Source organism: Paenibacillus sp. AD87, assembly GCF_001659845.1.
Classification (GTDB): Bacteria; Bacillota; Bacilli; order Paenibacillales; family Paenibacillaceae; genus Paenibacillus; species Paenibacillus marchantiae.
Genome location: NZ_LXQN01000007.1, coordinates 1,711,683 through 1,727,252 on the forward strand (window position 1 = coordinate 1,711,683; position 15,570 = coordinate 1,727,252).

Below are 15,570 nucleotides of genomic sequence, written 5' to 3' on the forward strand. Positions count from 1 at the left end.
AAGGGGGACGGCATTTATGCATATTCAGATGCAAGACATATATAAAGCGTTTGGCACCAACCAAGTGCTGAGCGGGGTGGATTTCGAACTGAAAGAAGGCGAGGTTCATGCCCTGATGGGGGAGAACGGCGCCGGCAAATCCACGCTAATGAACATTTTGATCGGTCTTCACGGGCGGGATCAGGGAACCATCTCTATTGATGGCAAAGAAACCTATTTTGCCAATCCGAAGGAAGCCGAGAAGATGGGGCTTGCTTTTATCCACCAAGAGTTGAATGTTTGGCCGGAAATGACGGTGCTTGATAATCTCTTCATAGGTAAGGAAATAACTTCGTCTTTTGGATTGCTGAACACAAGACAAATGAAAGCGCTTGCCACTGAGCAATTTGCCAAACTTTCCGTACAGATCCCGCTGGATCGTCCTGCCGGGGAATGTTCTGTCGGTCAGCAGCAAATGATTGAAATTGCCAAAGCACTGATGACCGACGCCAAAGTAATCATTATGGATGAGCCCACGGCGGCGCTTACGGAGCGGGAGATTCAGAAGTTGTTCGGCGTGATCACTTCGCTTAAGAAAAATGGTGTTTCCATCGTATATATCTCGCACCGGATGGAGGAGATTTTCACCATTTGTGACCGGATCACGATCATGCGTGACGGCAAAACGGTAGACACCAAGACGATCCCGGAGACCAGTTTTGACGAAGTGGTGCGGAAGATGGTCGGACGGGAACTCACGGAACGATATCCGGCGCGAAATCCTTCGTATGGTGAAGTGGTCCTTGAAGTACGAGACGCAAGCAGCAAAGGATTGTTCCAGAATATCAACTTTACGGTGAGAGCAGGCGAGATCCTCGGGTTTTCCGGGCTGATGGGTTCTGGACGAACAGAGATCATGAGGGCGATCTTCGGTTTGGAACCTCTGGACCGTGGCGAAATCATTATTCGAGGCAAAAAGGTGCATATTCGGAAGCCAGCGGATGCGGTTAAACATGGAATTGGATTTATTACGGAAGACCGTAAGGATGAAGGCTTGGTGCTCGATTTCTCCATTCGTGAAAATATGGCCTTACCGAATCTGTTCAGCTTCTCAAGTAAGGGCTTCATCTCGACTCAGAAAGAACAGGAATTCGTCGATACGCTCATCAAACGTTTGCAAATTAAGACGCAATCCTCTGAGACGGCAGCACGAAACCTGTCAGGGGGCAACCAACAGAAGGTGGTTATCGCCAAATGGGTCGGCATTGGTCCAAGTGTACTCATCCTGGATGAGCCAACACGAGGCGTGGACGTTGGAGCTAAGCGAGAAATTTATCAGTTGATGAACGAGCTGACTGACCGCGGAGTTGCCATCATTATGGTATCTTCGGAGCTGCCTGAAGTACTCGGTATGAGCGATCGAATCGCGGTAGTGCATGAGGGACGAATTAGTGGTGAACTGGCAAAAGAAGAGGCAACACAGGAAAACATTATGACATTGGCTACAGGGGGACAATGATATGACAACTTTGCAGGAAAACCAATCCGCCAAGAGCGGTTTCCGTTTGACAAATGTGACACAGAAATTAGGTCCATTGCTCGGACTGATCATCTTAATTATCATCGTATCGGTGTTGAATCCAAGCTTTTTGGAACCGCTTAACATCTTGAATCTATTGCGTCAAGTTTCGATTAACGCGCTGATTGCTTTTGGCATGACATTTGTCATTCTGACAGGCGGTATCGACTTGTCGGTTGGCTCCATTCTGGCTTTGTCTAGTGCCTTTGTAGCCAATATGATGCTGTCTGGCCTGGATCCGATTTTGTCGATCATTATTGGGGTTGCACTCGGCGGTGTCATGGGTATGGTGAACGGGTTGATGATTACGAAAGGTAAGATGGCTCCGTTTATTGCTACATTGGCGACGATGACAGTGTTCCGGGGATTGACGCTGGTATATACAAACGGTAATCCAATAACCGGATTGGGCGATAGCCTGCTGTTCCAACTGTTCGGTCGTGGTTATATGCTAGGCATACCGGTTCCAGCAATCACAATGCTCATTACGTTCGTAATTCTATGGACGATTTTGCACAAAACTTCTTTCGGCCGTAAAACGTACGCGCTTGGTGGCAATGAAAAAGCGTCCATTATCTCAGGTATTAAAGTGCATCGCGTGAAAATCATGATTTACTCTCTGGTAGGTATGCTGTCAGCGCTGGCAGGCGCGATCCTGACATCCCGTCTGAATTCTGCACAACCTACGGCAGGTACTTCATATGAACTTGACGCCATTGCAGCTGTTGTTCTGGGTGGAACAAGCCTATCAGGTGGTAGAGGACGAATCGTCGGCACACTGATTGGGGTCCTGATTATCGGCGTGCTGAACAATGGTTTGAACCTGCTCGGAGTGAACTCGTTTTATCAAATGGTTGTAAAAGGTGTCGTTATTGCCATCGCTGTCCTGCTGGACCGCAAGAAAACGGCTTAAGGAGAGAAGCGAACATGAAAAAACTAACCATATTGCTTGTAAGCGTAATGATGATCGTTCTGGCAGGATGCTCTCTGGAGCCTCCGGGTTGGGCTAAGCCCGACTCTGCCGGAAGCAATGGACAGAAAAAAATCGGCCTGTCAGTTTCCACGTTGAATAATCCCTTCTTTGTTTCCCTCAAGGACGGAGTCGTTGCAGAAGCCAAAAAACAAGGAATTCAGGTCATCGTGGTTGATGCTCAAAATGATTCAGCTAAACAAACCAATGATGTGGACGACCTTATTCAACAGGGCGTGGATGCTCTGCTGATTAACCCTGCGGATTCCGCGGCAATCTCAACGGCTGTTCAATCGGCCAATAGCGTGGGTATTCCTGTGATTACATTGGACCGTTCCGCAGACAAAGGCGACGTGGCAGCATTGGTCGCATCCGATAATGTCAAAGGTGGACAAATGGCGGCGGAATATTTCGTAAAACAGCTTGGCGAGGGAGCAAAAGTGATTGAACTTGAGGGTGTACCCCGAGCTTCCGCAACAAGAGAGCGGGGGAAAGGTTTCCACGAGATTGCTGACCAAAAACTTAATGTGGTTGCGAAGCAGTCTGCCGATTTTGATCGTTCCAAAGGTTTGAATGTGATGGAGAATCTGCTGCAGGGCAATCCTGATGTGCAGGCGGTATTTGCCCATAACGACGAGATGGCACTGGGCGCGATTGAAGCAATTCAAAGTTCTGGTAAAGACATTCCCGTGATTGGATTTGACGGCAACGATGATGCGATCAAGTCCATTAAGGACGGAAAGTTGACAGCAACAGTCGCTCAGCAGCCTGTACTGATTGGCCAGCTAGCGGTGCAAGCTGCTCTGGATGTGCTGGGCGGCAAGCAGGTAGAGAAATCAATTCCGGCTGAATTGAAGCTGGTGACCAAGGAAAACGCAAACGATTAATTCAACAAGTACGTCCCGTTCTGGACAAAATGTCTAGGGCGGGATTTTTAATTTATCCATCTGCTACGGTGAAAAAGACAGTTAACATTGAAACCTGCGGTAGTTTTTGCCGTTATATTATTGATCGCACCTCGCGGGAAATGTAAATTAGTTGTATGCATGAGAAAAGGAGAGGTTAGCACTACATGGAAAATGTATCAGAGGAAGACAAATTGCAATCCATCCAAGCTTTCCAATCGACCATACGCAAATCCGAAAACGCCTTGACTAATTTGACTCAGAAAGGGAATAACACTACTTTATTAAAGAAACGACTCAACGCCTTATACGTCGCTTTGGCGATGCTGGAAATGGCCTGGAATCAAAAAACTCATCAGTACACCAACGAAGAGTTAGCAGGATCTCGAAATGTTCTGATTGGATTATTCCCATCACTTGAGAACAGTTATAATAAGTCCAAAGCCGGCAGCCCTCAAAAGACGCTTTTAAGAAGAAGAATTAAAGCATTTGAACTGGCTGTTCAGGCCATGGATGACGTTGTGAAAAAATAAATTGCTGGGACATAAAACGTGTTTGACCATATTGCACTTCTTCAAGAATGTGAATAGTACGTGTGTGAGTTTTTTTAAAAGATCCAAAAAACCATCTCAATAATTGAGATGGTTTAATTTATTTTCATAATATAAAACGGTCAAACGTATTGACTCAATTATCAGAATAAACAGTTGTATTGAAACTTTCAGGCCCCAAGCGTACGTTATTCACACTATAAATAGGGTTATAGGAGAATGTGGCGTACGCTGAGTAGACAAGCTGTCCATTGCTTGGGGCTGGGATATTGTACTCCGAACCGGTAAAGCTTAAAATACAAGGACTGAAAAAAGGGTTGTCCAATACAGTTGTAGTGGCCCGATACACAAGCTGTTGCGAACCGCCTAATCCTCGGTATACTTCTATGACAAGATTTCCGTTAACTGGCAACTGACTTGCCGTAATTTCGACGATTCCCGAAAAAAAAGTTCGGATCGACATACCCGGGTTGCTGATTTGCAATCCAACCTGGGCAAACAATAGCGGGACGCCATTCGTAAAGCTGGGAGTTAAAATTTGCTGGCCATTGGAGCCTTGGGAAGTCCGTGCATCTAACGTTTTAACCATGAAATTTCCTCCTTCCGTATTTTCATAGAGTCCTGTTAGCCATAAGTTAATCGTCGCTGTATGCAACCGCATTGAAGCATTCTGGACCAACGCGGCTGGCTTGCTCTGATGGAGATGCCGGAACAAATGTCACAAAACAAGAATAGATAAGCTGCCCGGTGGGAGGAGGAGGCACATTGTAATCAGAACCATCGAAGCTTGCCAGTATGCTTCCCACAGAAGGAAATATAGGTTGGGAAACGACATAAATCGGCGTGCCTGTATAGGTCGAGCCTCTGAAAATTTCAAATCGAACGGAAGAAGGTTGTGATGACAAATTTGCTACCGAAATCCGATAGGTTCCGTTAAATTGAGTGCGAATAACTGTTCCTGGATTGACAATGTTCAGACCAAGGATACCCACCAAGGTAGGTGTATTTGGAGTGAGTGGAACATTAAACGGAGTAACACCGTTAGAACCGAGTGAAGTACGAGCGTCAAGCGTACGAACCATAACAATTCCTCCAATCTATGATTTTGTTATATCTTATGTAGCTAGTTTCAAAGAGTTATCAGCTAATGGGTAAGGATTTCTTCGTAAATTAACCTTATAGCTTCTGGAACAATACAAGTTTCCCAATCGTGCACTAAAATGTATAATGATTATTCGAGGTGATGAGGATGGCAAGATCCAAAGAATTTGAAGTTAATGAAGTATTAGATAAAGCAATACAGCTGTTCTGGGCCCAAGGATATGAGAAAACTTCGATGCAGGATTTGGTTGAATATATGGGCATTCATCGAAGAAGTATCTATGATACCTTTGGGGATAAGCATGCTCTGTTTATGAAAGCTCTTGAACGATATGAAACGAAGCAGACCAACAAAATGAGTTTTCTAATTGATACCCACAAACCAATCAAAGAGATTATTAGGGCTTTGTTTGAGTCAACAATAAGAAATGAAGGACAACCTATAGGCTGTTTTCTTGTAAACTCAGGCGTCGAACTGGGCGTACTGGATTCTGAAGTTGCATCCTTGGTTAATGAGAGTTACTTGCGAACAGAGGAATTCTTGAGAAACCTTGTTCTGGAAGGCCAGCAAAAGGGTGAAATCAAGGCTGACGTTGACCCTGTAGTTATTTCACATTATTTAATGAATGCATGGGTGGGGATACGTACGTTGGTTAAGACCACTACGGATCAGCAAAAATTAACAAATATTATGGATATGACATTATCCGTTTTAGATTGAAAGTGGAGTTATAGCTTGGATGGCAAAGAGGGAGTTGTCTCCATGAAAGCTGATTTGTTTTAGTGATACAGGTTCTTATTCTGTTAACGTTATAAAGAACTTGTATCGCATGTCTGGCAAAACTCATAGTTCCCTGTTCAAACATCATTATATAGTAGTCAGAAAATAATTCTTTACTGTTCGTTCTAGAAATGCTATTCTAAATAGCAAGTTAGATCTAACTTTTTTTTGCAATATCAAGAACGATCGTTCTAAAATTATTTTGAAAGCTTATCTATACTAAAATACATGTTGATAAGGAGAAAATATGATGAAATATACTGTTATTACAGGTGCAAGTTCAGGGATTGGATATGAGACCGCATTGGCGTTTGCTGCACGAGGCAAAAACTTAATCCTGGTCGCTAGAAGATTGGACAAATTAGAAGAACTCAAATCAGCAATTCAGAATATTGATGCTACATTAGATGTTATTGTTCATACAAGTGATTTATCGGATACAACTCAGGCATACACACTTTATAACACGCTGAAGGAATACCAAATTGAGACTTGGATTAACAATGCGGGGCTCGGTGAAGGTTCTTTTATAGCAGAACAGAATTTGGAGAAAGTTGAAACGATGTTGCGTGTGAACATTGAGTCCCTAACGATCCTTTCCACACTGTATGTGCGAGATTACGCAGAGATAGAGGGAACTCAGTTAATTAACGTTGCATCTGCACTTGGATATGCCATCGCTGTTGGAAGTGTTGCGTATTCAGCATCGAAATATTACGTTAGTGCCTTCACAGAAGGGCTTGCCAAAGAACTTGAAATAAAAGGTGCAAAACTAAAAGCAAAAGTGCTAGCTCCAGCTATAACGGAAACGGAATTTGTGAAGAAATCATTAGACACAGAAGAATTTGATTACAAAGCAAACATGTCTAAATACCACACTGCCAAAGAAATGGCAGGCTTCATGTTAGATCTATATGATAACAACGAAGTCGTAGGGATTGTAGACCTGAACTACAATTTCAATCTGAGAAGCCCAATCTATCCCATCATTTCAGAGCTGCATTAATTTAATATTTCATCAAACATGGCGTACAACTTACATTGTGCGCCATGTTTTTATCTGATCCTTTCAATTTTTAGATAACCCACAGAAAAAAACGATTATTGATTGATTTTTTCCAGCGATGTGTACCAGTTGTTCACCTCTTCAGTGATCTTATCGCCACCTAGCTCGTGCCATCTATCGACGACGAGATCGAAGCTTGACAACGGCTCCTGCCCGTATACGATTTTGAGCATCGCGTCATGCAGTAACTCGTCAAGGGCGTCACCGATCTTTTCCATCGTAGGCGTCGGCGCACCTGTGAAGGCATCTGTCTTGTAGACGGAGGGATTGCTTTCAACGATCTGCCAACCCTTCAGCTCTTGCGGTGTACGAAGCAGCTTGTTTTTGATGTCATATGAGGTCTGATCGGATACACCGCTGTTGATGCGAGCAATTGATTCACTGAGCAGGTTAGGGATTGAGGGGAGAGACAGGCTTAAGAGATACTTCTGGGGGTCTGCAAAACCGCCCGGAACCTGGCTTTCCAGAAATGTCACCTTGCCATCCTCATAGCCGTAGTCGTAGCCTTCAGCGATACCCCAGCGATACGGTGAGCCAGCAGGAGGATCAATGAAGTTGTCATAAACAAAGTTCATATAGTTGAAAAAAATCTCGGGATTCGCCATATCTGCGTTGATAGCAATGGCGCCATACTCTGGCGGCGTGCCACGCGTACCGGATAAACCGCTCGGCCCGACAGGGATCGGGTATGCCTCGAACCGGGCGTCCGGTACGTTCGCAGTTACGTTCCCTAGCGGCCATCCGGCCGCCCACAGCGGCGCCACAATCATGCCTGTCTTGCCAAGCTTCCATGATTCCGTCGCTTGGACCTCATCGAGAATCTCAGCATCCTTTGGTATGTAGCCTCGCTCCATCCAGCGTTTTAACGTCGTTAGACCTTGCCGAACACTTGGTTGGACCGAGCCGTAAGACAGCATCCCGTCCGCGTCTGTGCTCCAGATATCCGGCATCTCCCCGTAAGCCCCAAACACAAAGCCCGCATCCGACATCCAGGTGAAAAACGAATTTTTCAAGCTGATGCTAAGTCCATAGGTGTCGTCTTTACCATTGCCGTCCGGGTCTAGATGAACGAACGCATCCATGACGGACTCCATCTCTTCGAGGGTGGTGGGCGCCTTCAGACCAAGCTTATCAAGCCAATCCTGACGAATGTACAATACCTCGTTCGAATTCATCTTGCCGTCGAGGATTGGTATCGCCATTTTTTTGCCGTTGATCATGTACCGCTCCCACGACTCGGGTGCCTGCGCCATGGCTGCCTTCCACTTGGGTGAGGCATACTGCTCGAACAACTCTCCTACGTCGCGGAAGGCACCGGAGCGCAGCAACGGATACATATTTTGTCCACCTTTGAAGGTGACGATGTCGGGAAGGGACTGACCGGTCGCGATCAAGGTGTTCAGTTTATTGATGTAGACATCTTCATCACCAGTCGTCGTCCAGAGGTAATTGACCTTGATGCCAAGCTTATCCTCAAACAGTCGGCTCAGTACGTTGTTTTGCAGATCCTCACCGTTTTTGAACTCGATGTCCGGGTACAGATGGCCAACGGTCGTCAAGACCACGGGAGACTCATATTTTCCACCAATGAACGAAGGGGAAGGCCCTACTGACGTGTTTTCTTTATTTAGTGGTTGGGAGGGGGCCGTTGGATCTTCCCAAAAGATGAACGAGAAAATCATAACGACTAGAAACAAGATGATCGCGAGGCCAAACAGACCTGTCTGCTTCAACCATTTCCAGACTAACATATCTCTGTTACCTCCTGTTCACGGGCGACTTTCCAGCGCAACGTCACCTGAAGTCCGCCCAGTTCTCCATTAGCCAGCTCCATATCGGCCTCTGAGCCGAGCATCGCTCTCATCCGCTCATATACATTGTGAAGCGCCCAAGCAGTATTGGCGTCCGCGCCGTAGTAGATTGCATTACGAAGCGTGTCGAGTTGACCAGGCTCGACCCCACAGCCGTTATCCACCACAATCAGCTCACAATATTCTCCATTGGAATAGCCACGAATTCGGATGTCACCAACCATGCGCAGCGCCTCAATGCCGTGCAGAATGGCATTTTCCGCGAGCGGTTGTAGAAGCAGTCGCGGCACCTGTATATCGAGGAGCTGCTCTTCGACATCAATGGTGAAAACGAAGCGGTCCATCTGAAGGCTCTGGATCGTCAGGTATAACCGGACGAGCTCAAGCTCATCCCGCACCGTTGTATACGTGTTCTCGAACTTGATCGTTTGCCGGAAATAACGGCTTAAGCTTATAGACATGTCAATGACGGCCTGCTTCTCATCAAGCTCGGTCATACTCTTGATAAATGCAAGCGAGTTGTACAGGAAGTGCGGCTGGATCTGGGATTGGAGCTGCCGAAGCTTTGCTTCTTTGGAGCGTATCTGTTCCATGTAAACCCTTTCAATTAATTCTTTGATCTCTTTGGACATTTCGTTGAAGCGCTCAAACAAATACATGAATTCGTCATTGCTCTCTTGGTGGAGCTTGATGGAATATTGACCGGATGTGATTTTCCTCACGCCCCAGAGCAGTTTACGTATCGGAATCTGCACGTCCCGGTATAACAGCAGGGCGAGCAGGATACTGAACAGAAGTAGGAAAACGCTAGAGAAGTAGTAGAGACGCTGGTTGGCATAGATCGGATTGAGCACCTCACTGATCGGGGTATAGTCGGCGATGTACCAATCTTTAAAGTTACTCAGAGCAGTGAAATTAACGAGGTATTGCTCACCGTTCAGTTTAATAAGTCGGTTACCACTCAGTTCTTTACCAACTTCAAGTCGGCTTGTCAATTCACGGATGAAAGGAAGCTTCCCTGTGTCGCTTGCAAGCACATCCCCGGCCGTAGACAACAAGATTGTGCTGTTGTCGTTCGTTCCCTTAGCGCGGTCCAAGTAGGCGAGTACATTTTTGGTGTCGATCTTGGCCCTGACGACATAAGACACTTCCTCCGGATCAAAGCGGAAGGTGTACGGATGCGCCAAATAATACGTCAAATACGTGCCATCGCCCGTCTGCTCATACTGCCAGAACGGACGGAAGTGCGTCTCCAGGTACAGTTCGCTTAACTTTGACGAAGAGGACGTGGAGGAGAAAGATGAACTATCCTCATCGTAAATCACCATAAATTCGGCGTTCCAGTTGTTCAGGGCATGCAACAGGTTCAACTTGTCCGATACCCGCAGTTTCAACTTGTTCAGCTCAAAATCTCCTTCCAGAAAGGAAGGAGTCGCAAGCAATCGCACATCTTTGTCGAGTACGAGAAAATCGCTAAAGGACGATACTTTGGACAGATTGTTGTCGATGTCTCCGGCCAGGAAAGTAAGCTCATTCAATTTCACTCTTTGAATTTCCTGCTTGATGAGCCGCACGCTGGAGCGATTGGTCAGGTAGTACAGAAGCAGGGTAGAGACGAGCAGTAGAAAGATGACAAGTACAATTTTTGTGAAAATGGTTAGTTTCATTATAATGTCCCCGTTCGGTCAGGAGGATTGATGACGGAAGTCTTGCGGTGTCAGTCCACAATGCTCTTTGAACAACTTGATGAAGTACTGCGGCTTATGGTAGCCGATTGCCGTCGCAACGTCGCTAACCTTGAGTTCTGGTTGCTCGATAAGGATTTCCCGCGCGCGCTGCATGCGCACTTTGTACAAATATTCGCTAATATTTTCGCTTGCCTTGCTTTTGAACAGAGCGGACAGATACGCGGGATGCAGGCCGACGTGATCCGCTGCCGTCTGCAGCGTGGCGTCCGCGAGATGCGCTGTGATGAACTGCTGGACCTTACGGATGAGCGCTACTTGCTCATTGTTCCATTCGCTTTTGGTCATCTCCCGCAATCGCTCGAGCGTGAGTACTATCCAATCCTGAAGCTGGTACATATGGCGGAAACGGTTGGCTTCAGAGGCCTTTTCCAGCTCTGGAGGGATGATCTCAAGCAGGCTGAGTCCGTTTTTGTGGGCAAAAAAGCTGAAGGCGCCCATCGCGTGATAATAGAGCTCAAGGAGCGTTTCCCGTGAATCCATTCGTTTGTTTGTCACCTCAAGGAAAATGGCGTCCCACTTGGCAGAGATCGCCTCCCACTGGTAAATTTCGAACAACTGGATCAACGTGGGTGACTCGTAAAGACTATGGACTCGGTAGGGCTTTTCCGGCACTAAGGCGTCCTGCAGGCGGATTAAGAGGTCCGTCTCACCGCCAAGATGGCGGGTGAGTATAGCCAGTGCGTCCTGGTAAGTTTCACGCAGGCCATGAGCCATGACCTGCCAGTGGCTCACGACGATTGAAATGCTGCTTTTGAGAAAGTGTCTGACGTGCTGCTGCAGCCTGGCCGCCAAATGTTCGAGGGATCGCTGCCGATTAAGCTCCGGCTCCTTCTCCCGCGCTAGCCATGACTCTTCCCGTACCTTGAGAACGAAGACTTCATGCTCGTACGCATCACGCCCGTGCCAGACATGAAACAATTCCGAGAAGGTTTCCTCAGCGATATTTGCGACGGCCGAGGAGAGCAGGGACTGGTCCTTCCAGTTCAACTCCTCAGCAGACGATTCAATGCGTAGGAGGCATATTGCAGTTTCGTCGCTCGGACAGAACGGCAGCCGATAATAAGCCATTTTTTCTTCGAGAAGCTTGGGAGCAAGCTTCCTACCTTGAAGCAGATCCATAAGCAGCTTTTCTCGAAACAATGGCATATGTTCGCTGAGCATGCTCATTGCCTTCACCTGTTTTCCCCGTTCGTCCCATTCCAGATGAAGCGCTTCCGTAAGTTGGCGCAGCATGTCGGCCAGCTCTCTTTGGTCGACTGGCTTGAGCAGATAACCATCCACCTGTTGTCTGATCGCCTCCTGTGCGTAGTCCCATTCGCCGTAGCCGGATAGCAGGATGCTTTTGAAGTGTTTGTCGTATTTTTTTATATGCTCGATCAGCTCCAGGCCGGAGATCCCGGGCATTCGAATATCGGTGATGATAATATCGACGGGATAGCTCTTGCAATGTTCGAGTGCCTCTTCGCCAGAGAAAGCCTTGTGAACCTTGCCAATGCCGAGCGCTTCCCACGGCATGGTGCGTTCGAGACTGTCCACGAGATGAGCATGATCATCAACAATTAGTAGCTCATACATGCTTAAATCCCCCAGTCAGTTTTCGCTTGTTACGGTTGACGTATCTTCAACCTTTTTATTATCTGAGCAGAACTGTTCCTTTGTCAATTGCAGGCCCAAGACGCCAGAATCGTTGCCTTGAATTCGCTCATCTCGACGACTAATCCCTGCCTCAGCCTTGACGCCTCGGCAGCGAATGCCATCAGATGGCTGTCAAGCGAGGCCTGAGCGGAGGCGACTGCTACGAATTCGGCCTCGTCCGAATGGGCGAGTACATAGGGAGCATAGCTAGGCAGCCCTCGGGCGTTTGCGCCAATCAGAGCCAGCTTTATTTTTTCATGGAGATATACATACCTCCTATTGGATTTTGCGATACCAAGGCAAACGTGAGAGGGGCGCATCAACTTGAAGTTCGGTAGGCCCGTTGATGATATTTCCATCCTCGTCCTGCCATTGACCTTCAGGAAAAACCACGTTTCTGGATGTCAGTCCCTTGACGACAACTGGCGCAACGAGCAGATTCTGTCCGAGGAGAAACTGGTCATTTACGAGCTCATAGCCGCAGTCGGGATATTCGAACTCCAAGCTGCGCAGTATCGGTAAACCGTCTGCAGTGGCTTGGCGAGCAAGCGCCAGAATTTCGGGACCAAGCTCGGATCTTAGCCGTACAGCGTCAAGGCACCAGGTTAGCTCCTCACCTTTCAGCACGCGCCAGGGTGCCATGGAAAACTGCATCACAGGGAACAGTGCGGCACACTGGGTATACCGTACGAACAATTCGCTGTCAAAGTGAAATTCCGGGGAGTTGATATCGCCGTCCATACCGCCGCCGATCATATCGGGGCAGTTAAATGCGTAACCAAGCAGTCCCTGAGCAATCGCGTTGGGTATGAGTCCGCTGAGCCCAGTGGCATCCCAGGTATGTGTCTTGTCCCGCTGGCGCTGGATGAGTCCCTGGCCACCGAGCTTCCAACACATCCGCAGCTCAACCAGCGAGTAGCCAACTCCGAGGTTAGCATATGCTTCGCAGTCTTCAAGCTGACGCAGGGGACGAGTCCATGCAACGGGCTGGGTCGTGTCCGCTCCGCCCGGCAAGAACGGCTCGCCGGCGTCAAGCTTAAAACCATCAACACCGTAATCAGTGATCAGACGATCCATCTGCCGCTTGAACCAGGCCGCACCTTCCTCCTTCGTATAATCCACAACTGCGCTGTAACCATTCCACCAATGTCGGATGATTGGTGCGTTGTCCACGCCTATTAGAAGCAGATCACCCGCCCGCAATTCCTTAAACATGGTGCAGTCCGCACTTACGTATGGGCACATCCAGAGCATTACCTTGAAACCCATGCCATGCAGCGTATCGATCATCTCCCGGGGATTCGGGAACCTGTGCTTGTCAAAGTCCCACATGCCATAATCCATCATCCAATTGTCGTCTACAATGAGGACGCCGGGGGGTAGCCCGTTCGCTAGAATTGATTCTGCATAACGGATAATTCTGTCCTGCGTGGGGTTATAGAACATCTCGACCCAGGTACAGTACTGCGGGGCTGTGAAGACGAGAGCGTCGGGCATTTGCTTGGAAGGAGGGAAGTGTGTGCCAGCAACATGACGGTATGCTCCCTGCAGTGAGCTATGTTCCTCTTCCACGACGACTTCACCTGCGTTATCAAAGACCGAGAGTCCATTCCCGTCCACATGGAAAGCAAACGGTTCCTCGCTCCAAATATATCTGCCTTTATTGGAGAGCAGCAAAGGCGAGGCCTGATTGTCATCCGTCACACGCAAATCCCTCGTATATGTTGTCTGGCCAAACGGCATGGAGCTGCCATCGTTGATCACACCGCCCCACCAGTACTCACCGGGCAACCGGGTGATTGAGATATTATTCATGGGAGAATTCTCCTTTGGAATTGCGGACAAAATCTTGTGGATGATTTGCCCCAATCGTTTGAATTTAGGTACGGGTTTTATTATGCAGAGATCATCCGCAGTTGGGAAGGGGATCTTAAAAATGTGGTTTGAATCTTAAAATCTGGGCATTTAAACCGGATTTTTCCTGATTTATGATGAGAACGTCAAGAGCTCACGACGATCGACTGGCGGAAAAAACGCGCATTTTTTCCGTTCTCCAGCTTTTGGAGCATGACTGCTGGACGTAAGGGTACAATCTTCATTTTTAAGAAAAGTCGAGGGGAGTTTGACGATGAATATAAGAAAAAAAATGGCAGCAGGGATCGCCAGCTTACTTCTTGTCTCGTTGATGGCGGGCTGTAATAGTTCTAACGACGGAGGCGGGGCTACCGACGGTGGTGCCCAGAAGAACGTTACGATCTCTTATACGATCTGGGACAAAAACCAGCAACCGGCAATGGAGGCAATCGCCGATGCGTTCACTGAGCAGCATCCGAATATCAAGGTGAAAGTTGATGCTATTCCTTGGGGCGAATATTGGACGAAGATGTCCGCCGCAGCGCCAGCGGGAATGCTGCCTGATGTATTCTGGATGCATGGCGGTCAGTTTATGAAGTACGCAGAAGGCCGATTCCTCGAGCCGATCACGGACAAAGTGCAGGCCAATGAAATCGATCTGAACAACTACGCGTCCAACCTCGTCTCCATCTATACGATGGACGGTCAAAACTACGGTATTCCAAAGGACTTCGATACCATTGGTCTGGCCTACAACAAGGAACTGTTCGATCAGGCGAACATTCCTTATCCAGACGATACATGGGATTATGCCAAGCTTGCTGAAGTCGCCAAACAGCTAAGTCAGCCAGACAAGGGCATTTACGGTTTTGGCGCAAAGCTGGACACCCAAGCGGGCTATTGGAACGACATGTTAGCGAACGGTGGTTTTATTTTAAATGACGACATGACCAAATCCGGCTACGACGAATTGGCTTCGATTGAGGCACTAAAGGCCCGTTACCAGATGATTCTTGACAATGCTTCGCCGACGCACCAGCAGATGACCGACACGGATTCGGTCGAAATGTTCAAGTCCGGCAAGCTCGCGATGATTTTCGATGGATCTTGGGATAACGGCAATCTGGCGAGTAGTGAAATTATCAAAGGAAAGTACGACTGGGCACCCCTGCCGAAGGGGAAGGTCAAGCGTGGCAATATCATTAATGGCATCGGCAACGTCATGTCCACTAAGGGTAAGCACAAGGATGAAGCATGGCAGTTCCTGAAATTCCTCGGCTCCAAGGAGGCCGCTGAGATCACGGCAGAGATGGGTGCCGCGATTCCGGCATTCAATAATACGCAAGACGCATGGGTGAAGAACAATCCCGATTTGAACCTGCAGGTATTTATTGATCAGGCTGCGGACGCGACTCCGTACCCGAGTGGTTCAAAATCGTACCCAGTCTGGTTCTCGAAAGAAGCAGAAATCATGTCACAGGCATGGGGAGGCGCCATTTCAATCGAAGAAGGTGCCAAGAAAGTGGCGGAAATGATGAATCAGGCGATTGAGGGCGCAAAGTAAGCGCCCTACGTCAGGCAAAATTGTCG

Annotated in this window: 13 protein-coding genes; 7 read left to right on the top strand and 6 right to left on the bottom strand. The window is 47.9% G+C overall.

Features of this window, described 5'->3' with window-relative positions:
• Positions 1-16: 16 nt before the first annotated feature.
• From gpAD87_RS07845 to gpAD87_RS07860, 4 genes are all read left to right on the top strand, one after another.
• Entirely contained in the window at positions 17-1,498 is a 1,482-nt protein-coding gene (locus gpAD87_RS07845) for a sugar ABC transporter ATP-binding protein (RefSeq protein ID WP_064637298.1), read from the top strand.
• A 1-nt stretch (position 1,499) separates the two neighbouring features.
• On the top strand, positions 1,500-2,471 hold the full coding sequence (locus gpAD87_RS07850) for an ABC transporter permease subunit (protein ID WP_064637300.1): 972 nt from the start codon (positions 1,500-1,502) through the stop codon (positions 2,469-2,471).
• Between the two features lie 14 nt (positions 2,472-2,485).
• Entirely contained in the window at positions 2,486-3,415 is a 930-nt protein-coding gene (gene rbsB, locus gpAD87_RS07855; protein WP_064637302.1) for a ribose ABC transporter substrate-binding protein RbsB, read from the top strand.
• 185 nt (positions 3,416-3,600) lie between these two features.
• The gene (locus gpAD87_RS07860; protein WP_064637304.1) at positions 3,601-3,966 is read left to right on the top strand and encodes a hypothetical protein; all 366 of its coding nucleotides are present in this window, start codon (positions 3,601-3,603) and stop codon (positions 3,964-3,966) included.
• 154 nt (positions 3,967-4,120) lie between these two features.
• Here gpAD87_RS07860 and gpAD87_RS07865 read toward each other — a convergent pair whose 3' ends face one another.
• Both gpAD87_RS07865 and gpAD87_RS07870 read right to left on the bottom strand, forming a co-directional pair.
• Positions 4,121-4,573, bottom strand: a complete 453-nt coding sequence (locus gpAD87_RS07865) for a hypothetical protein (RefSeq protein WP_064637306.1) — start codon at positions 4,571-4,573, stop codon at positions 4,121-4,123.
• A 46-nt stretch (positions 4,574-4,619) separates the two neighbouring features.
• The gene (locus gpAD87_RS07870; protein WP_064637308.1) at positions 4,620-5,066 is read right to left on the bottom strand and encodes a hypothetical protein; all 447 of its coding nucleotides are present in this window, start codon (positions 5,064-5,066) and stop codon (positions 4,620-4,622) included.
• 167 nt (positions 5,067-5,233) lie between these two features.
• Between gpAD87_RS07870 and gpAD87_RS07875 the strand changes: the two genes are divergently transcribed.
• Together gpAD87_RS07875 and gpAD87_RS07880 are read left to right on the top strand one after the other, a co-directional pair.
• Positions 5,234-5,806 carry a TetR/AcrR family transcriptional regulator gene (locus tag gpAD87_RS07875; RefSeq protein WP_064637310.1) on the top strand — a complete coding sequence of 191 codons (573 nt, stop codon included), beginning with the start codon at positions 5,234-5,236 and terminating at the stop codon, positions 5,804-5,806.
• 310 nt (positions 5,807-6,116) lie between these two features.
• Positions 6,117-6,872 (top strand): SDR family NAD(P)-dependent oxidoreductase, encoded by a 756-nt coding sequence (locus tag gpAD87_RS07880; protein ID WP_064637312.1) that lies wholly within the window; start codon positions 6,117-6,119, stop codon positions 6,870-6,872.
• Between the two features lie 95 nt (positions 6,873-6,967).
• Here gpAD87_RS07880 and gpAD87_RS07885 read toward each other — a convergent pair whose 3' ends face one another.
• The 4 genes from gpAD87_RS07885 to gpAD87_RS07900 form a co-directional block, all read right to left on the bottom strand.
• Positions 6,968-8,683, bottom strand: a complete 1,716-nt coding sequence (locus tag gpAD87_RS07885; RefSeq protein WP_082935034.1) for an extracellular solute-binding protein — start codon at positions 8,681-8,683, stop codon at positions 6,968-6,970.
• Positions 8,677-10,410: a sensor histidine kinase gene (locus tag gpAD87_RS07890; protein WP_064637313.1), complete on the bottom strand. Its 1,734-nt coding sequence runs from the start codon at positions 10,408-10,410 to the stop codon at positions 8,677-8,679. Before gpAD87_RS07890 ends, gpAD87_RS07885 begins: the two co-directional genes overlap by 7 nt.
• 18 nt (positions 10,411-10,428) lie before the next feature.
• Complete coding sequence (locus gpAD87_RS07895) at positions 10,429-12,066, bottom strand: response regulator (RefSeq protein WP_063562743.1); 1,638 nt, start codon at positions 12,064-12,066, stop codon at positions 10,429-10,431.
• 336 nt (positions 12,067-12,402) lie between these two features.
• Positions 12,403-13,941, bottom strand: a complete 1,539-nt coding sequence (locus gpAD87_RS07900) for a glycoside hydrolase family 31 protein (RefSeq protein ID WP_064637315.1) — start codon at positions 13,939-13,941, stop codon at positions 12,403-12,405.
• Between the two features lie 313 nt (positions 13,942-14,254).
• Here gpAD87_RS07900 and gpAD87_RS07905 point away from each other — a divergent pair, with 313 nt between their 5' ends.
• Positions 14,255-15,544, top strand: coding sequence for an ABC transporter substrate-binding protein (locus gpAD87_RS07905; protein ID WP_082935035.1), 1,290 nt, complete (start codon positions 14,255-14,257; stop codon positions 15,542-15,544).
• Positions 15,545-15,570 lie beyond the last annotated feature (26 nt).